This is a genomic window from Bradyrhizobium sp. CCBAU 53351, from assembly GCF_015291745.1.
Classification (GTDB): domain Bacteria; phylum Pseudomonadota; class Alphaproteobacteria; order Rhizobiales; family Xanthobacteraceae; genus Bradyrhizobium.
Map to the genome: position 1 here is coordinate 5,988,888 of NZ_CP030059.1, position 17,946 is coordinate 6,006,833.

Below are 17,946 nucleotides of genomic sequence, written 5' to 3' on the forward strand. Positions count from 1 at the left end.
GCGCAGCCATTCGACCGCTGTCATTCCGGGGCGTGCGCAGCACGAGCCCGGAATCCATCGGGCCGCAATGTTAGTCGAGGAATGGATTCCAGGGTCCCGCTTCGCGAGCCCCGGAATGACAGCGAGAACTACGCCGCGCGCGCGTCCGCCTTCACCAGCACCGGCGCAAGCTCGTCGGCTTCGCGCCGGAGCTTGCTCGCCTCGAATCCGTGCATGCCGAGCTGCCATTGCAGAGCGACGATGGCGCCCTTGGTCGGCTGCAGCAATGCGAGCGAGGCGAACAGCGTCACCGGCAGCCACACCGCGAGCTGGAGCCACTCCGGCGGCGCATAGGCGGTCTCGACCGCGAGGATCGCCGGCACCACGAGATGGCCGACCACGACCATCACGAGATAGGCCGGGAAGTCGTCGGCGCGCTGGTGGAACAGCTCCTCTCCGCAATGATCGCACTCGTGGGCGACCTTCAGGAAGCGGCCGAACAGATGGCCCTCGCCACAGTTCGGGCACCTGCCGCGAAAGCCACGCCACATCGCCTTTGCCAGAGAGACCTTCGCCAGAGAGACAGACATGACCACACCTCTTCCTTTCTAACGATCCATACAATATTATCTTGCCTCCATACATTCAAAGGATATGGGCCTTAATTGCATGGATTGGACTCCTACAATCTCGGAGCTCTCAGGGCCGCGCTACCAGCGCATCGTCGACGCCATGGAAGCCGACATCGCCGCCGGCCGGCTGGTGCGCGGCCAGCAATTGCCGACGCAGCGCGCGCTGGCAAAGACGCTCGGCATCGACCTCACCACGGTGACGCGCGCCTATACCGAAGCGCGGCGACGCGGCATCATGGAGGCGCGGGTCGGACAGGGCTCGTTCGTGTCTGAGACCAGCGCGCGCCGCGCGGTCGACCTGCCGCATCCCGTCGCGATCGACCTGTCGATGAACGTGCCGCCGCATCCGCTGGAGGCGCAGCTCGACGAGCGCATCATCGCCGGGATGGATTTCATCCGCGCGCAATCGGGCCTGACGGCCTATCTCAACTACCAGCCGCCCGGCGGCAGCGCGCATGAGCGCGAGGTCGCCGCGCGCTGGATGCGTTCACGGGTGCCGCACGCACAGGCCGACAGGCTCGTGATCTTTCCCGGCGCGCAGACGATCCTGTTCAACCTGCTTGCACAGCTTGCGCGGCCCGGCGACATCGTGCTGACGGAGCCGCTGACATTTCCCGGCATCAAGGCCGCGGCCGTGCAGCTCGGCGTCAAGCTCGTCGGCGTCGCCATGGATGATTGCGGCATCCTGCCAGATGCGCTGGCGAAGGCCTGCCGCGCGCACCGGCCCAAGGCCGTCTATCTCATTCCGACGCTGCACAATCCCACCACCGCGACGCTTTCCCCGGAGCGGCGCCGCGCCATCGCAAAGATCATCCGCGACGCCGACACGATCCTGATCGAGGACGACGCCTACGGCCTGCTCGACCGCTCGGCCTCGCCGATCGCGAACCTCATTCCGGAACGGACGTATCTTGCAACCACGCTGTCGAAATGCATCGCGCCGGCGCTGCGCGTTGCCTATCTGGTGACGCCGGACGGCGACACGCAGCGGCAGATGCGCACAGCCCTGCAGGCGACCGTGCAGATGCCGGCGCCGCTGATGGTCGCATTGGTGACGCATTGGATCGAGAGCGGCATTGCGGATCGCATCATCGCCGCCATCCGCAGCGAAGCGGTCGGCCGTCAGCAGCTCGCGCAACGCACGTTGAAGGGCTTCCAATTCCAGGCCAAGCCCGCCGCGCATCATCTGTGGCTGCGACTGCCCGAGGGCCGGCCCGACGTCGCCGCACATCTCTTGCGGAACGGACTTGCGGTGGTCGCCGGCGATGCTTTCACCGTCGACGGGACACCGCCGCATGCGGCGCGCGTCTCGCTCGGGGCGGCCCGGAACAGATCTGAATTGACGGAAGCGCTGCGCATTCTGGTCGGCGCGCTGCACAAGCCCGCCGACATCAGGCAGATCGTCTAAAGCATGATCCGGAAAAGTGCGCAGCGGTTTTCCGAGAAGAACATGCTCAAACAACAACCTAAAGCGCGATGACGATTCATCCTCATCGCGCTTTTGCTCATCGACGATGACGGCGATGGCCGGAGCGCACGGCCGGCACCGCGGGCGACGGATAGGCCTGCGACGCGTAAGCATCATTGGGCGCTCCCTGCCGGCCAAGAGCCGCACGTGCGGCAGGTGTGAGCTGGCCGCCATTCAGCACGTCGCGGTCGGGATGCGCGGCCTGATAGGCCGCAGGCTCGGACAACTGCGCCTGGGCCATTGTCGGCATCAACGCCGTCGCCGACACTAGCGCTGCCGCAATGGCAATCTTGGTGCGGGTCATGGTCATTCTCCATCATCGCGTTCGGGGCCGAGCCGATGATCACGCCAGATAGCGGCCCGAATTGAAGTACGACCGTCATGTAGGCGCGTCTTCCGCGAATGCCCGATGCCGCAGATCACGCCTGCGTGCAGCATGGATTGACCTGCACGGCAGCAAGCGTGCTATGCGAGCCGGAGCGATCAACTATTCGGGATCGCCACCGCGAAGAGGACAATCCGTTGGAAACGCTCACCTATGTCCTGCTGCTGTTCGGCGCGCTTGCCGGGGGCTTCGTTTCGGGGCTGGCAGGGTTCGGCACGGCGTTGATGGCGCTCGGCATCTGGCTCTACGTGCTGCCGCCCTCGCTCGCGGTACCCCTGGTGCTGATCTGCTCTGTGATCGCGCAGACCTCGACCTTGCCCTCGATGTGGAAGAGCTTCGATCTCTCGCTGGTCTGGCCCTTCCTGATCGGAGGGCTGATCGGCGTGCCGCTGGGGACCATGCTGATCGCCTCGGCCGATCCCAAAGTGTTCAAGCTGAGCGTCGGCGTTCTGATTCTGATCTTCTCGACGGCGCTCTATCTGAACAAGAGGCCGCTCGCCGTCACGTTCGGCGGCCGCATCGCCGACGGTGCGGTCGGCTTTGCCGGCGGCATTCTTGGCGGCCTCGCCGGCTTGTCAGGGCCGCTGCCGATCCTGTGGGCCAACATCCGCGGCTGGAACAAGCACGAGCGCCGCGGCATCTTCCAGCTATTCAATTTCACGGTGCTGGCCACCGCGCTGGTGCTGCAAGCCGCATCGGGTCTCGTCGAACTCAAAGTGGTCTGGCTCGCACTGGTCGCCTTTCCCTGCACCTTGATCGGCGCCTGGGCCGGCGCGCGCGTCTATCACGCCCTCAACGACAAGCATTTTGGCGATGTCGTGCTCGGCCTGTTGTTCCTGTCGGGCCTCACTCTCGTCTGGAATAGTCTCGGCGCGCTTTAGCTCTGCCTTCGCTTCGCGGCGAGCGCCATGCCGCCGGCGACACCGACGCCGAGCACGTAGATCCAGCCCGCTGTGAAGTCGAACAAATGGGTGTTGAACAGCGAGGTCAGCATGTTCTGCACCACGACCAGCAGGCCGATCCAGGACGCGAGCCCCTCGCCGCGAAACAGCGCGAGATGCGCAAGCCAGAGCGCGTAGAGAATCAGCACACCAACGACACCCCATTGCACGGCCGCACTGAGGGTCTGGTTGTGCGGATTGCTGACGATCTCCCCGCGCAGCGGATCCATCTCCGCATCGACAGCCACGCTTGTGAACAGGGCGCGGATCGATCCGGTGCCATGGCCGATCAGCGGCGCATCGGCGATGAAGCCAAGGGACTTCCGCCAATATTCCAGACGCGAGCCCATGCCGCTGACCTGACTGTCCTGCACGCTCATCTCATAGTCGGCCTGGAACTTCGCAACCGTCATGCGCAGATGCGGTGACGCGACAAAGAGCAGCACGGCCAGCAGTCCCATCGCGCCGGCGGCAAGCAGCGCCGTACGCAGGCGCAGATGCAGCAGCGCGAAGAGCAGAACCAGGATCGGCAGCGTCACGAGCGCCGTGCGCGAGACCACGACGAAGATCATGTTGGCGAGGAATCCGGCCGCGAGGCCTGCGAACAACGCCGCGCTGCGTGAGCGACCTTGTCGCAGCAGCGACACGACCGGATAGACCAGCGCGAGCGCGCAGAGCGCGAATTCCTGGCTCTGGTCGATATAGTTGCGCACCGCGATCCCGCTTTCGACCTTGTAGGGCCCACGCGACAGATAGAGCTTCAGCGAGAGCGCGGGGTCGATGGCGACGGCAAATGAATAGAGCATCAAGGCGGTGCAGGACGCCAGGAACGCGGCAAACACCCAGCCGCCATAGGGCCAGCGCTCGAACTGGTAGATCAGAAGCGGGATGACCAGCAGCTTCGCGGCCGGTCCGAGGGCGTGGATTCGCTCCGGCCATGGCGCATCCGACCAGAGCATGCCCAAGCCGGCGAGCGCGACCAGCGCGATCGGCAGCAGGCAGATCGGGCGAAGCAGCGAACGCGGAAATGCGCGGAGATCGAGGAACGCGAACGCGATCAGCCAGGGTATCAGCGCGAAGGTCAGCCCGGTCGTGGTCCACGGCAGCAGCAGCGCGATCAGCGCGACGAAGCGGGCCGGCGTGCGGTAGCGCGCCGCCCAGATCGCGGCGAGCCATGACACCCGCCGCTGCTCGTTGGTCGCTCCGGTCATTGGCCCGTCTGCAGCCCGTCATCCCGCCGTCCGGCAAATTAGCCGGAGCAGCCGGGATGGAACAAGCCGCGTTACGCAGGCTCGCGGGCGAGAGGCGCAATGGCTTCGGGGCTCTCCGGCCCTGGAGCCTTCTCCAGCGGCGCCGGCGCCAAGCGCTTTGCGAGCTCGCGGTGCAGCAGCCACAGGCTCAAGCCCGCCTGCAACATCGTCGCCGCGACCGAGAGGTACCAGACGTACTCCATGCGAAAGCCCGGGTGCGTCGAGAGCCAGATCGCCGGCAGCGAGTAGGTGAACACGCGCGACGCCGAGGTCAAAAGCACCGGCTTGGTGTTGCCGAGGGCCTGGAACATGCTCGAGCAGGTGAAGATCAGCCCCTGCGCGATCATGTTGAGCGAGATGATCCGCAGAAACAGATAGGCGATCTCCATGGTCTCGCGGTCGTTCGAGAATCCGCCGAGCAGCAGCTCCGGCTTCACCTGGGCAAGGATCATGAAGCCGGCCATCACGGTCGTGACGATCAAGGCCGCCTTGACGAAGGTTTCCCGCACGCGCGCGGCGTTGGCAGCGCCGACGTTCTGGCCGGCGATCGGCCCGGCCGCCAGCCCGACCGCGAGCGCAGGCATGTTGATCAGGCCGAGCACGCGCTGCCCGATGCCGAAGCCGGCCTGCGCCGCCGCGCCGAAATCGCGCAGCACGTAATAGACCACCGCCATGAAGATGAACATCATCGCGAACTCGCCGCCGGCGGGCAGGCCGACATTGAGAATGCGCTTCAGATGGCGCGGTTGCGGACGCCACTGCGCTGCGTTGAACGCGACGTAGCGCTCGACCTTGCGGAAATAGGCCAGCAGCATCAGCGCGCCGATGGCGACCGCGATCGAGCTCGCCAGACCCGCACCGGCCACCCCGAGCGCATGGCCGGTGCCCCAGCCCGTGATCAGAACCGGCGCCAGGACGATATTGATGGCTACGGCGAACGTCTGCACCAGCATGACGGGACGAACAATACCGGTCGCACGCAACGCCGATCCCATCACCTGCGTCGCGAACTGCAGCGCGAGCGCCGGCATGAACCACAGCAGGTAAGTGGTCCCCGCCTCGATCGTGGCCTGGTCCGCGGCAATCGCATGCATATAGGCGCGCGACAGCGCGGCACCCGCAACCAGGGTCGACAGTCCGAACAGCACCGACAGCATCATCGCCTGATTGAAGATCAGGTTCGCATCCGTCCGGTCCTTGCGTCCCACGGCATGCGCGATCAGCGCCACCGCGCCGACGCCAAGCACCTGCATCAGCCCGTTGACGAGGAAGCCGGCGTTGCCGGCCGCGGCAACGCCGGCGACGGCCGCATCACCCAGGCCCGACACGAAATAGAGATCGACCAGCTGGCAGATCATGATCGTGACCATGCCGACCATGATCGGCGGCGCCATGACCAGGATGTGTCTCACGATGGAGCCGTTCGTCAGGTCTTTCATGTCATTCGGTCCTTGACGTAGTCCCTGGCGCCGCGGCAGCGGGACGTTTCACCCCGCTGCCGCACGCCTCATTCCGCTGCCGCGATATGCCCGAGCTCAACCACCTGCCGCTCGAACAGGCCGCGATAGATGCCGCCCGGCTTGCCCGCCAGCAGAGCATGCGTGCCCTGCTCGACGATCTCGCCGCGGTCGAACACCAGGATTCGATCGAGGCTCCGCACCGTTGACAGCCGGTGCGCAATCACGATCGAGGTGCGGCCCTTCATCAACCGCTCCATCGCCTGCTGGATCAGCGCCTCCGATTCCGAATCCAGGCTCGAGGTCGCCTCGTCCAGGATCAGCACCGGTGCATCCGCCAGGAACGCACGCGCCAGCGCCACGCGTTGCCGCTCGCCGCCCGACAGTTTCACGCCGCGCTCGCCGACCAGGGTGCCGTAGCCCTTCGGCAGACGCAGGATGAAGTCGTGCGCGTTCGCCAGCCGCGCCGCCTGCTCGACCGCCTCGAGGCTGGCACCTGGCCGGCCGTAGGCGATGTTCTCGGCGAGCGAGCGGTGAAACAGGATCGGGTCCTGCTGCACGATCGCGATCTGGCTGCGCAACGATTGCTGCGTGGCGAGCGCGATGTCCTGCCCGTCGATCAGCACGCGGCCGCCGCTGACGTCGTAGAGCCGCTGCACCAGCTTGACGAAGGTGGTCTTGCCGGAGCCGGAGCGTCCGACGAGGCCCACGCGTTCGCCGGCCCGGATCGTCACCGAGAGCCCGTCGTACAGCGGCGTGCGATGACCGCCATAGTGGAACGTGACGTCGTCGAACACGATCTCGCCGCCCTCGATCGCGATCGGCCGCGCGTTCCTGGCATCCGAAATTCCGATCGGCTCGTCGTGGATCGCCACCAGCTCCTCCATGTCGTTGACCGAGCGCTGGAGGTTGTTGATGTGCATGCCGACGTCGCGCAGATAAGCGTGGATGACGTAGTAGCTGGTGAGCACATAGGTGACGTCGCCGGGCGAGGCATGCCCGGACATCCACAGCAGCACCGAACCGCCGATCACGGACCCCCGCAGGCACAGCAACAGCGAGAGCTGCGCCATGGCGGTGTAGTTGTAGCGATACCAGGTCCGCCGCACCCGCACGCGCCAGCGGTTGATGACGCGGGCGAGCCGTGCGTCTTCGCGCAGCTCGGCGCCGAAGGATTTCACCACCGCATTGCAGGTCAACGCATCCGCCAGCGTGCCGCCGACCTTGGTGTCCCAGGCATTGGAGACACGCGCGGCCGGCGCGATGTAGCGGGTCGAGAACAGCACCGTCATCGTGACATAGACAAGCGCGCCGAGCGCGATCACCGCGCCGAGCGAAGCCCAGTGCACGCCGAGCAGGATCATCGATCCGATCAGCACCACCAGCGAGGGCAGCAGGGCCAGCAGGATGGTGTCGTTCAACAGATCGACCGCCCACATGCCGCGGGTGACCTTGCGCACCGTGGAACCGGCGAAGGAATTGGCGTGCCAGTCGGTCGAGAAGCGCTGCACGCGCAGGAAAGCATCCTGCGCCAGGTCGGACATGATCTTCAGCGTGAACGGTACGATGGCCTGAAGGCCGATGAGCCGCAGCATCATCGAGGCCGCGCCCAGCGCCACGATCGCGCCGAAGGCCACCAGCGCCGCGTGGCGCGCCTCCAGATCGGACGGGCCGCGCGTCAGCGCATCGATCAGGTGTCCGGAGAACACCGGCATGAACAGGTCGGCGGCGGTCGCCCCCAACAGGCCGACGACGATGACGAGCGTGCGCGCCGGCTGCTTCAGCCAGTGCCGAAATACGAAGGGCAGCACCACGCGAATTGCGGCGGGTTTCTTGGACAGAGAGGTCATGACATCATCCAGCCGCCTCTGGGGCAGGCCGGCTCCATCGATGGACGCAAACCGGCCGCGAGGGCCGAGGCGGCGTCACCTAAGATTGATTTTGACTTGGGAAGCGGAGCGATCGGGACACAAAACCCAATCGAAGCTGGCGGAAAGGACCTCTAGGAGGTCGAGCACATACCGAGCCAGGACATCATCGACGACATCATCGAGCGCGGGCGTACGATCTGCGAATGCGACGAAATCATGCAAATCCTCCCGGTTCGATTGAATGAGGTGCGCTTTATAGATGTGCAATCCGCGTTTTGCAACGGGGCTCGCGTGAGATCACGGATGAGTGTTGCATTTTGGTGCGGAGGTCGCGCGGAGCGCATTGCCCTGGCGGATGACACCGAATGTGTGGCTCACCAACCATATGGCGATCAGTGCGCGTCGCCGCCGCCGGTCAACGAGGCCGGCTTGTTCAGCAGCGTCACCAGCAGGCTGAGGCCGAGATAGAACAGCGTCAGGATGAAGAAGGCGTCGCCGAAGCTAATCACCACGGCTTGGCGGTGCACGAGCTGCGAGAGCTGCTTCATCGCCATCAGCGTGGAATCGCCGAGCCCCTGGAACTTCTGCATGAACATGGTCAGGGTTTCGGTCGCGGTCGCGTTGCCCCAGGTCACGCGCTCCTGCAGGCGCGTGATGTGCAGATCGGTGCGGTCGTTGAGCACGGTGTTGATGACGGCGAGGCCGACCGCGCCGCCGAGGTTGCGCATCAGGTTGAACAGGCCCGAGGCGTTCTTCACCTTGTCCGGCGCGAGCGTACCGAGCGCGATGTTGTTGGTCGGCACCATCGCGAACATCATGCCGATGCCGCGCAGGATCTGCGGCACCAGCAGCTCGTAGAAATCGTAGTCGCGCGTGATCCACGTCATCTGGTAGGAGCCGATCGCGAACACGACGAGGCCGAATGCGATCATGTAGCGCATGTCGAACTTCACCATGAGGCGGCCGACCAGCGGCGCGACCAGGAACATGGTGATGCCGGAGACGAACATGGTCTCGCCGATCATCAGCGCGCTGTAGCCGCGCACTTCGGCGAGATAGCGCGGATAGATGTAGGTCAGGCCATAGAGGCCGATACCGATGCAGAATTGCAAGAGGCAGCCGATCGCGAAATTGCGGTTGGAGAAGGTCCGCAAATTGACGATCGGCTCGGCCGCCGTGAAGACGCGCCAGAAGAAGGCGATCGCCGAGATGCCGCAGATCCACGCGCAGATCGCGACCGAGGCGTCCTGCATCCACTCATATTGCGGCCCCTCCTCCAGCACATATTCTAGCGCGCCGAGGAAGCCGGCCATGAACAACAGGCCCCACCAGTCGAAGCGGTCGAGCAGCTCGAAATGCGGCTCGTCGAAATCGACCAGCGCCAACACGCCGACGGTGATGCCGATGCCGGGCACGACGTTGATGAAAAACAGCCAGTTCCACGACATCAGGTCGGTGATGTAGCCGCCGACCGTCGGGCCGATCGTGGGAGCGAGGGTCGCGACAAGCCCGATGATGGGGCCGACGATGTGGAATTTCGATCGCGGGAAGACGGTATAGGCCGAGGCGAACACCGTCGGGATCATGCCGGCGCCCAAAAATCCCTGCAGCGCGCGCCAGAGAATCATCTCCTCGATGGTGGTGGCAAAGCCGCAGAGCAGGCTCGAGGCGGTGAAGCCGGCCGCCGAGATCGCGAACAGCAGCCGCGTGCCGAAGGCGCGCGACAGGAATCCCGACAACGGAATGGCGATGACCTCCGCGATCAGATAGGCGGTCTGCACCCAGGAGACTTCGCTGGAGCTCGCCGACAGTCCGGCCTGGATCTCGCTGAGGGACGCCGAGACGATCTGGATGTCCAGAATCGACATGAACATCCCGAACACCATGATGATGAAGGCGAACAGCCGCTTCGGCGCGATGCGCTCCGAAGCAGGATCCGCCATCATGGCAGGTGAAGCGGTGGTGGCGTTGGCCATGGTCGTCCGACCTCGCAGCGCTGGGATCGCGATTTACTGCGGGTGGATCGCCGTGCGATCGTCGAGATCGACCTCGCTGTCGGCGTCGGCCGCGCCCTTGTTGGTGTCGACGGTCGCATAGACCGACATGCCGGCACGGAGCAGGTTCTGCTTTGCCACCGATTTCGGCACGCGGATGCGGACCGGCACGCGCTGCACGATCTTGGTGAAGTTGCCGGTGGCGTTGTCGGGCGGCAGCAGCGTGAACACCGAGCCCGCCCCCGCCGCGATGCTGTCGACCACGCCGGAGAATTTGCGCATGCCGTAGGCGTCGACCTTGATCGTCACGGGCTGGCCGGGACGGATGCGCTTGAGCTGCGTTTCCTTGAAATTGGCGTCGATATAGACGTCGTCCAGCGGCACGACGTTGCCGAGGCGCTGGCCGACCGCGACGAAGTCGCCGGCGTTGACCAGGCGATTGGAGAACGTGCCGCCAACCGGCGCACGCACCGCGGTGAAGCTGAGGTCGCGCTCCGCCTTGGCGAGCGTGGTCTTGAGCTCGGCGAGCTGGGCCTGCGCTTCGGCCTGCTGCGCCTTGGCGACATCGACATTGCTGACGGCGACATCGTAGGCGGCCTGCGCGGCCTTGACCGCGGCGGCGCCCTGGTCGCGTCCGGCTTCCGAGCTCTCGAAGGTGGCGCGCGAGGCAAAGCCCTTGTTGCTCAGGGCCTGCTGGCGCTCATAGTCGAGATCGGCGCGCTTGAGGCCCGCTTCGGCCGAGACGAGCTGTGCCCTGGCCTGCGCGACCTGGCTGTCGAGTGCCGCGACCTGGCGGCCGATGCGATCGATGGTGGCCTGCTGGGTCGCGATCCTGGTCGCGGCGGCGTCGACCGCGATCTTGTAATCGCCTTCGTCGATACGGAGGACGACGTCGCCCGCTTTCACGGGCATGTTGTCGCCGGCGAGGATCGCGGCGATATGACCGGAAACGCGCGCGCCCAGCATGGTGTTGTTGGCGCGGACATAGGCGTCGTCGGTGGAGATGTAGAAGCGGCCGACCAGCGTGTAGTAGCCGGCATAGCTCGCGGCGGCGAGCGCCAGCACGAGACCGACGCCCATCAGGACGAACTTGCGCTTGCCGGATTTGGCAGCGCCGGCGGCGGATGCGTCAGGCGCAGGCGCGGCCGGCTTGTCGATCACAGGCTTCTCCGGCGCCTCAGCGGTGCGGCGCTTGGCTTCCTCGGCCACATGCGCGCGCAGCTGCCCGGCAAGGGGGGCCGAGTTCTCGGCCGCAGCGTCACCGCCCGCGTGCTCCTCCACCGCTTCCTGGCGTAGGACGCGCGCAGCCTGGTCTCTCGATACGGCCATCAAGGCCTCCCCAAAAAAGCGCGATCGAGGCGACGGCCGGCAAGCGGCCCGGTCCCCCTTCGCTGATCCAAATACCATTGACCGAACGGTTCGGTCAATATACATAATGATCCCGGCCGGACCCTACTGACGAGAATCCTTTATTCGGGTTTCATGGCCGCAGACCCGACTCAAAAACCTTCCGAGACCCTGAACCAATGGTTGTAGCTGCCAGCGACCGTCTGCACGTCATCCAAGAGGAGGACGGCTCCAAGCGTCGCCAGATCCTGGACGGTGCCCGCAAGGTGTTCATGGATCTCGGCTTCGACGGCGCCAGCATGGGCGAGATCGCGCGCGCGGCGCAGGTTTCCAAGGGCACGCTCTACGTTTACTTCGCCGACAAATGCGCGCTGTTCGAAGCCATCCTCGAGCAGGAGGCGCTCCAGCACGGCCAGGTCGTGTTCAACTTCGATCCCGCGCGCGATGCGGAGACCACGCTGAAGGAATTCGGGCAGGCCTACATCCACCTGCTCTGCCGTCCCGGCGGCGGATCGGCGATCCGCACCGTGATGGCGATCGCCGAGCGCATGCCCGATGTCGGCCGCCGCTATTATGCACGGGTGCTGGACAAGACCATCAATCGCCTCTCCGACTATCTCAAGACCCATGTCGCCTCGGGCGATCTCAAGATCGACGATTGCGATCTCGCGGCCTCGCAGTTCATGGAACTGTGCAAGGCCTCGCTCTTCCTGCCCTTCGTTTTCCAGGCCGCGCCCGCACCGTCGGAACAGCGCATGACCGAAGTGGTCGACAGCGCGACACGGATGTTCCTCGCGGCGTACCGGGCGACGTAGCCGCGCGTTGCGCGGGCCGGTCCGGCCGAATTATATTGCGATCATGTCCCGTGATCTTCGCCCGCCCGTCGATATCCTCCATTACGAGATCGTCCAGGAACAGGCCTCGGCGCTCGGACGGATGGGCCGCACGCTCGAACAGGCACTGGCGCGTTTGCGCGAGTTCGACGCCGCGCACGGCACCACGGAAATTGCAGCCTCGGTGCAGCAGGCCAGGCGAAAGCTGGTGCTGGAAGCCGGCCAGGCACTGTGGATGTTCGTGGTGCAGCGTGAGGCATCCGGCTTGCGCGACAGCCGCCACATCATGCGGACCTACAACGTTCCAAGCGAAGTGCAACTGTGTATGGGGCTGGCGCCGGCGCCGCTGAAGCCTTCAGCGAAATAGAGCTGGCTAGTCCGTGATCTGCTTCCTCAACGCGGCGAGATCGTTGACGACCAACTTGGTCGGGCCGGTCGAGATGATACCGTCATCCTGGAGACGACTCAGGATCAGGCTGATCGATTGCCGCGTCGCGCCGATCATGCGCGCCAGATTGGCCTGTGTGATGCGGCCGAGCGATATCGGGCTATTCTCGTCCTGCGCCGCGTTCTCGCATAGCTTGACCAGCAGCAGCACCAGCCGTTCCGCCGCTTTCTGCCCGGCCAGCGTCTGCGCCAGCATCGAATAGGTCTCGCCCTTGAAGCCGAGACATTCGATCAGCGCGACCGCGAACGACGGCGACTGGGCGATCAGCCTGCGGATCGCGTCCTGGTCGAGATGCAGCGCCTCGACCCGGCCCAGCGCGCGAGCAGACCAGCTATGGCGGTGATCGCCGAGAATGTAGGGCGCACCGACGAAGTCGCCGGCCTCCCAGGTCGCCAGCATCAGCTCGCGCCCCTGCGTGCCGGCATGGGTGCTTTCGACGATGCCGCTCAGGATGACGTGAATGCCGTTGGCGGGCTCGTTCTCCCTCAGCAGATAGTCGCGGTTCTGGTAGGCGCCGAGCCTGCCGGTTCGCATCACCAGGTCGAGATCGGCCTTGTCCAGCGCCTTCAGCACGTAACGCCCGGCTCCGGCCCTTCGCTGTTCGGTGCGCGGCTCACCCGCATCAGCCACCTCATGCGCATGATTGGGCTCCACCAACGGTCTCCCTCCGAGTGACGGCTCGAAGGCTAGGAGGTCTCCGCTCGGATTGCAACGCGGCGCAAATGCTCAAGGCTGCGCTGCCTCCCCCGTGAATGCACAGGCGAGGTCAGCGAGCAGGCGCTCCCGGCCGGCCGGCGCCAGAAAGGTGATGCCATAGGGCACGCCCGCCCCGGTCACCGCATTCGGGACCGCGATTGCGGCAAGCCCGAGCGGGTTCGCGAAATTGGTGTAATAGCCGTTGTCGAAATTGGCAGCCAAAGGATTGCGCGCGACGTCGTCGATGCTGAGCACGGTTCCGACCGTCGGTACCACCAACGCGTCATGGGCCTCCCAGAAGTCGCGCAGCGAGCACTGCGCCTCCTTGACCGCGTAGATCGCGCGATAGGCATCGGCCGCGGAAAACTTGCGACTGCCGATGACGAGATCGCGGACGATCTTCACGCCCGCATCCGGATTGGCGTCGAGGAACGCGCCGACGGAGACATCGCGCTCGGCGAGAAACGGCCCGAAGAACATCAGATCGTTGATCGAGGTGAACGGAGAGAAATCAGCCGACATGACTGACATGTCGAGCCGCCGCAGCTTGCGAAGCGCACCGCCGAACAACTCCTCCGTCTCGGCATTGCCGAAGAATCTGAGTTGATCGATACGCGGTGTCGCGAGGCGAAGCGGCCGCGCTGGCGGCGCCTGCTCGGCCCAGCCGGCAAACTCGACCGGCGAGAAGCTGTCGTGGGCATCGCGACGCGCCAGCGCGCGGTAGACGTCGTATCCGTCCCGCGGCTCGCGGGTGTAGAGCGAGATCGTATCGAAACTCCGGCACGCATAGACCATGCCGCGCTGGCTGAAGGCGCCAGGCGCCGGCTTGAAGCCGGTGACGCCGCAATAGGACGCCGGCACCCTGCCCGATCCGCCGGTATCGGTGCCAAACGCAAAGGACGACGTGCCGGTCGCCACCGACACCGCCGCGCCCGAGCTGGAGCCACCGGGAATGTAATCCGGATTGTGCGGGTTGCGCGCGATGCCATAGGGCGAGCGCACGCCGACCAGGCCGGTCGCGAACTGGTCCATGTTGGTCTTGCCGACATAGATCGCGCCCGCGGCGATGGCATCTGCCACCACCGGGCTCGTATCCGTCGCGACATGGGAGAACTCGGGGCAAGCCGAAGTGGTCTGCTCGCCCGCGACGTCGATGCAGTCCTTGACCGAAAAGATCAGCCCGTAGAGCGGCAGCGTGTCGATCTCGCCGATGCGTGCATCTGCCGCGCGCGCGGCAGCCATCACGCTTTCGGGATTCGCCGTCGAGATCCAGACGCCACTCTGGTCGGCGTCCGTCAGACGCGACAGCACGTGCGCGGCGACATCGGAAGGCTTGAGCGCGCCGCTGCGATAGGCGGCACGAAGACGGCGGGGTGAGATATCCATGTCAATCCTGCGGGAATATGCCGGCGGGACCAGCCCGTCGGCACCGGCCTCAGCGGCCAACCACCTTCTCCAGGTAGGCGGGCTGGATGAACGCCGCGAAGTCGGCACGCGGCAACAGCTTCGGCAGACGCTCCTGCTTCACCAGGAAGTCGGCGGTCGAGACCAGCGTGTCGACGAACTTGCCCTTCTTCGCGGACGTGCCGAGATACTCCTCCGTGAGCTGCTTGTTGCAGGGGACCATTCCCGTGCCCTTCATCATGCGCGTCGCATCCTCGAGCGGCAGAGACAACTCGTCCGCGATGATCTGCGCCGTCTTCTCCGGATTCTTCAGCCAGAAATCGATCCCCTCGCATTCGGCCTTGATGAACTTCTCGACATAGGACGGATATTTTTCCGCGAACGCGTTCATGACGACGCCGATGTCCCAGGTCGGATAGCCGCGCTTGGCCATCTCGCCCGAGGTGACGAGGATCTTGCCGCCGTTCTTGACGGCCTTGTCGAGGTTCGGCTCCCAGAACCAGGCGGCATCAATATCGCCGCGCAGCCAGGCTGCCGCGATGTCCGAGGGCGCGAGATCGATGATCTTCATCGAGGCGGGGTCGACGCCATCGTCCTTCAACGCCTGCAGCAGCAGGTAATGCGTGGTGGATCCGAACGGCGCGGCGACCGTCTTGCCCTTGAGGTCCTTGAGCGACGTGATGTTCTTGTCGGAGCGCACCACCATCGCCTCGACATAGTCGAGCATGTTGATCACCAGGATGCCCTTGATCGGCAGCGCCCGGGTCGCACCGATTGCCGTCGGCGGATTGCCGAGGCCGCCGAAATCGACGTCGTTGCCGGCGATCGCACGCAGCATGTCGCCGCCGCCGCCGACCTTGACGTATTTGATGTCGACACCCGGCATTTCCTTGGCGAGCAGGCCGAGATGCTTGGTGACGAGCTGCGCGTTCACCAGATTGAGATAACCGACGGTTACCTTGGCCGGCTTTTCCTCGGCGCGAGCGGCGACCGTGAGCGCCAGCGTAGCAAGTGCGAATGTTGCAACAAGTCTCTTCATCATGTCGATCTCTCCTCGATCAAATCAGGTTCGCGCCCAAGGCATCAACAATTTGGCGATGCCGCGCATCATCAGGTCGAGCACGACGCCGGTCAGGCCAAGCACGATCAGGCCCATGATCACGACGTCGGACAGTAGGAATTTCGCGGCATCCCAGATCATCCAGCCGATGCCGGCCGAGGCCGCAACGATCTCGGCGGCGACGAGGACGGTGTAGGTGAAGCCGAGCGAGATGCGCATGCCTGCGAGGATCAGTGGTCCCGCAGCTGGCAGATAGACGTGAAAGAGCAGGTGTCGGCGGGTCGCACCGAGGGATTGCGCGGCGCGCACATAGACCGGATCGACGCTGGTGACGGCCTGGATCGTCGAAATGACGATGCCCGGCAGGCCCGCCAGGAACAGCAAGGACAGTTTGGAGCTCTCGCCGATGCCGAGCCACATCACCAGCAGCGTGTAGAGCCCGAGCGGCGGCAGCGGCCGGTAGAATTCAATCAACGGGTTGAGCAGCGCGCGTGCATTGCGCGAAACGCCCATGAGAACGCCGAGTGGAATGCCGACGAGGCACGCCAACGCGAAGGCCGTGAGGATGCGGTACAGGCTGGCGCCGAGATGCTGAAGCAGCGTGGCGCCCTGATAGCCCTTCGTCATGGTCTTGACGAACGCGGCCCATACCGCCTGCGGCTTCGGCAGGAACAGCTCGTTGGCCCAGCCCATCTCCGTGACGACGACCCATGCGGCCAGCAGCACGGCGACGGTGAGCGTCGAGAGCAACACCGACCGGGAGACTGTCGGCAGCCGCAAATTGCCCCGTCGCGTACGATCGGCCGAGATCGGAATCGCCATGGGGCTTGCCTCGACGCTCATGTACGCACTCCCAGGATCTGCATGATGGTCAGCGCGTAGATCCGCGTCGCCATCACCGACTTGGTGATCGAGATGTTCTCGTTGTCGACGGCCCAGCCATCCTCGCCCGGACCGAACGTCACCGCGTTGATGCCGGCCTCACGGAAACGGATGGTATCGTTGAATGCGTTCTTGCGATTGACGCCGGGCTCGCGGCCCATCAGCCGGCGATAGACCGCACGCAGGGAGCGGCACGGTTCTTCCTCGACCGGCACCGGCTCGGTCGCATTGACGAACAGCGAGCCGGGCACCTGGCGGACGGCAACCTTGACGTCGTTCACCCCGGCAAATGTCTGCTGGCCGAGCCCCTCGATGTCGGAGATCACGCTGGCGAGCGTCATGCCCGGCACGATGCCCACCACCGCGAGCGTGATGGTGCAGGCATCTGGCGAGAACTGCATCTCGCCGGGCAGGCCGCCGCGGATGCGCACCACCGAGCAGCAGGGCGGCGTGTGTCCCATGAACGTGCTCGGAACATGCGTGAACGCCATCTCCTTCAGCTTCGGCAGCAATTTTGCCGCTTCCATGATGGCGTTGACGCTGATGTCGGGCCGCCAGATGTGCGACTTGATGCCCTCGACCGTGACCTCGATCAGGCAATGGCCCGAATTGGCCACCGAGAGGTTCATGCCCCAGTCTTTGCTGACATCGCCCCAGGCCGTCGGCTCGGCCGTGATCTCGTAATCGGCAGTGAGGCCGACTTTGTCGAGCATGTAGATCGAGCCCTCGGTGCCGTTGCGCTCTTCGTCGACGGTGTAGCAGCACATCAACGTGCCATCGAATTTCACACCCTCCTCGATCAGGGCCTGAACCGCGAGCAGCGAAGCGGCGAGATTGCCGCGCGTATCGGACGTCCCGCGCGCGTAGAGCAGATCGCCATGGCGCGTCGCCTTGAACGGATCGTAATCCGTCATATGCCATTTCTCGGGCTCAACCGCCGGATAGGTGTCGAGATGATCGTTGAGGATCAACGACGGCGCGCCCTCACGCCCTTTGAGCACACCGAGCACATTGGGCCGGTGCGGCTGCGCGCTGTGCTTGGTCACCTCCATGCTGAGAGCTTCGAGCTTGCCGGCGACCAGCATGGAGATCGCCTCCTCCTCGGCGGGCGGCAGGTCGGGATCGAGCGGATTGCCGGAGCGCGGCTGACCGGTGCCGATCAGTTCGGATGCAAGGTCAAGCCAGCGTTGCTCCGTGATGCGTGACAGCACGCGCCGCTCGAGATCGGAGTAAGACGGGGCGACAGGCATCTGCATGACGGGTCCGCTGGCTCACAGCGCCGGCTGCGCTGCTTCGTTG

General features: G+C 65.0%; 16 protein-coding genes. 4 read left to right on the top strand and 12 right to left on the bottom strand.

The features are described 5' to 3' along the window. Positions 1-128: 128 nt before the first annotated feature. The gene (locus tag XH83_RS28445) at positions 129-569 is read right to left on the bottom strand and encodes a DUF983 domain-containing protein (RefSeq protein ID WP_194403941.1); all 441 of its coding nucleotides are present in this window, start codon (positions 567-569) and stop codon (positions 129-131) included. A 79-nt stretch (positions 570-648) separates the two neighbouring features. Here XH83_RS28445 and XH83_RS28450 point away from each other — a divergent pair, with 79 nt between their 5' ends. After that, the gene (locus XH83_RS28450; RefSeq protein ID WP_194403942.1) at positions 649-2,019 is read left to right on the top strand and encodes a PLP-dependent aminotransferase family protein; all 1,371 of its coding nucleotides are present in this window, start codon (positions 649-651) and stop codon (positions 2,017-2,019) included. 97 nt (positions 2,020-2,116) lie between these two features. Here the strand turns inward: XH83_RS28450 and XH83_RS28455 are convergent, their stop codons facing one another. After that, complete coding sequence (locus XH83_RS28455; protein WP_194403943.1) at positions 2,117-2,383, bottom strand: hypothetical protein; 267 nt, start codon at positions 2,381-2,383, stop codon at positions 2,117-2,119. Between the two features lie 218 nt (positions 2,384-2,601). Here XH83_RS28455 and XH83_RS28460 point away from each other — a divergent pair, with 218 nt between their 5' ends. Beyond that, the gene (locus tag XH83_RS28460) at positions 2,602-3,345 is read left to right on the top strand and encodes a sulfite exporter TauE/SafE family protein (protein ID WP_194403944.1); all 744 of its coding nucleotides are present in this window, start codon (positions 2,602-2,604) and stop codon (positions 3,343-3,345) included. On the opposite strand, the gene XH83_RS28465 is transcribed toward XH83_RS28460, so the two are convergent. From XH83_RS28465 to XH83_RS28485, 5 genes are all read right to left on the bottom strand, one after another. After that, complete coding sequence (locus tag XH83_RS28465) at positions 3,342-4,616, bottom strand: O-antigen ligase (RefSeq protein WP_194403945.1); 1,275 nt, start codon at positions 4,614-4,616, stop codon at positions 3,342-3,344. The two genes, XH83_RS28460 and XH83_RS28465, sit on opposite strands and share 4 nt — an antisense overlap. Positions 4,617-4,687: 71 nt before the next feature. Continuing rightward, entirely contained in the window at positions 4,688-6,094 is a 1,407-nt protein-coding gene (locus XH83_RS28470) for an MATE family efflux transporter (protein WP_194403946.1), read from the bottom strand. A gap of 68 nt (positions 6,095-6,162) precedes the next feature. Beyond that, a complete protein-coding gene (locus tag XH83_RS28475) occupies positions 6,163-7,962 on the bottom strand; it encodes an ABC transporter ATP-binding protein (RefSeq protein WP_194403947.1) in 1,800 nt (599 codons plus the stop codon). Between the two features lie 413 nt (positions 7,963-8,375). Then, positions 8,376-9,959 (bottom strand): DHA2 family efflux MFS transporter permease subunit, encoded by a 1,584-nt coding sequence (locus tag XH83_RS28480; protein WP_194403948.1) that lies wholly within the window; start codon positions 9,957-9,959, stop codon positions 8,376-8,378. A 33-nt stretch (positions 9,960-9,992) separates the two neighbouring features. Next, entirely contained in the window at positions 9,993-11,306 is a 1,314-nt protein-coding gene (locus tag XH83_RS28485; RefSeq protein WP_194403949.1) for an HlyD family secretion protein, read from the bottom strand. A gap of 197 nt (positions 11,307-11,503) precedes the next feature. Between XH83_RS28485 and XH83_RS28490 the strand changes: the two genes are divergently transcribed. Both XH83_RS28490 and XH83_RS28495 read left to right on the top strand, forming a co-directional pair. Continuing rightward, entirely contained in the window at positions 11,504-12,139 is a 636-nt protein-coding gene (locus tag XH83_RS28490) for a TetR/AcrR family transcriptional regulator (RefSeq protein ID WP_194403950.1), read from the top strand. A gap of 43 nt (positions 12,140-12,182) precedes the next feature. Continuing rightward, complete coding sequence (locus tag XH83_RS28495) at positions 12,183-12,524, top strand: DUF6665 family protein (RefSeq protein ID WP_194403951.1); 342 nt, start codon at positions 12,183-12,185, stop codon at positions 12,522-12,524. A 6-nt stretch (positions 12,525-12,530) separates the two neighbouring features. Here the strand turns inward: XH83_RS28495 and XH83_RS28500 are convergent, their stop codons facing one another. The 5 genes from XH83_RS28500 to XH83_RS28520 form a co-directional block, all read right to left on the bottom strand. After that, positions 12,531-13,259: a Crp/Fnr family transcriptional regulator gene (locus XH83_RS28500; protein ID WP_194403952.1), complete on the bottom strand. Its 729-nt coding sequence runs from the start codon at positions 13,257-13,259 to the stop codon at positions 12,531-12,533. Between the two features lie 72 nt (positions 13,260-13,331). After that, complete coding sequence (locus XH83_RS28505; protein WP_194403953.1) at positions 13,332-14,687, bottom strand: amidase family protein; 1,356 nt, start codon at positions 14,685-14,687, stop codon at positions 13,332-13,334. Positions 14,688-14,736: 49 nt separating this feature from the next. Continuing rightward, positions 14,737-15,747 (bottom strand): aliphatic sulfonate ABC transporter substrate-binding protein, encoded by a 1,011-nt coding sequence (locus XH83_RS28510; protein ID WP_194403954.1) that lies wholly within the window; start codon positions 15,745-15,747, stop codon positions 14,737-14,739. A gap of 21 nt (positions 15,748-15,768) precedes the next feature. After that, entirely contained in the window at positions 15,769-16,608 is an 840-nt protein-coding gene (locus tag XH83_RS28515; protein WP_194403955.1) for an ABC transporter permease, read from the bottom strand. Further along, entirely contained in the window at positions 16,605-17,903 is a 1,299-nt protein-coding gene (locus XH83_RS28520; protein WP_194403956.1) for a M20 family metallopeptidase, read from the bottom strand. Before XH83_RS28520 ends, XH83_RS28515 begins: the two co-directional genes overlap by 4 nt. Positions 17,904-17,946: the final 43 nt, after the last annotated feature.

Bases quoted from the DNA above. Each gene is read 5' to 3' on its own strand.
- XH83_RS28445 (WP_194403941.1), bottom strand. From the start codon at position 569: ATGTCTGTCTCTCTGGCGAAGGTCTCTCTGGCAAAGGCGATGTGGCGT.
- XH83_RS28450 (WP_194403942.1), top strand. From the start codon at position 649: ATGGATTGGACTCCTACAATCTCGGAGCTCTCAGGGCCGCGCTACCAG.
- XH83_RS28455 (WP_194403943.1), bottom strand. From the start codon at position 2,383: ATGACCCGCACCAAGATTGCCATTGCGGCAGCGCTAGTGTCGGCGACG.
- XH83_RS28465 (WP_194403945.1), bottom strand. From the start codon at position 4,616: ATGACCGGAGCGACCAACGAGCAGCGGCGGGTGTCATGGCTCGCCGCG.
- XH83_RS28470 (WP_194403946.1), bottom strand. From the start codon at position 6,094: ATGAAAGACCTGACGAACGGCTCCATCGTGAGACACATCCTGGTCATG.
- XH83_RS28475 (WP_194403947.1), bottom strand. From the start codon at position 7,962: ATGACCTCTCTGTCCAAGAAACCCGCCGCAATTCGCGTGGTGCTGCCC.
- XH83_RS28480 (WP_194403948.1), bottom strand. From the start codon at position 9,959: ATGGCCAACGCCACCACCGCTTCACCTGCCATGATGGCGGATCCTGCT.
- XH83_RS28485 (WP_194403949.1), bottom strand. From the start codon at position 11,306: ATGGCCGTATCGAGAGACCAGGCTGCGCGCGTCCTACGCCAGGAAGCG.
- XH83_RS28490 (WP_194403950.1), top strand. From the start codon at position 11,504: ATGGTTGTAGCTGCCAGCGACCGTCTGCACGTCATCCAAGAGGAGGAC.
- XH83_RS28495 (WP_194403951.1), top strand. From the start codon at position 12,183: ATGTCCCGTGATCTTCGCCCGCCCGTCGATATCCTCCATTACGAGATC.
- XH83_RS28505 (WP_194403953.1), bottom strand. From the start codon at position 14,687: ATGGATATCTCACCCCGCCGTCTTCGTGCCGCCTATCGCAGCGGCGCG.
- XH83_RS28510 (WP_194403954.1), bottom strand. From the start codon at position 15,747: ATGATGAAGAGACTTGTTGCAACATTCGCACTTGCTACGCTGGCGCTC.
- XH83_RS28515 (WP_194403955.1), bottom strand. From the start codon at position 16,608: ATGAGCGTCGAGGCAAGCCCCATGGCGATTCCGATCTCGGCCGATCGT.
- XH83_RS28520 (WP_194403956.1), bottom strand. From the start codon at position 17,903: ATGCAGATGCCTGTCGCCCCGTCTTACTCCGATCTCGAGCGGCGCGTG.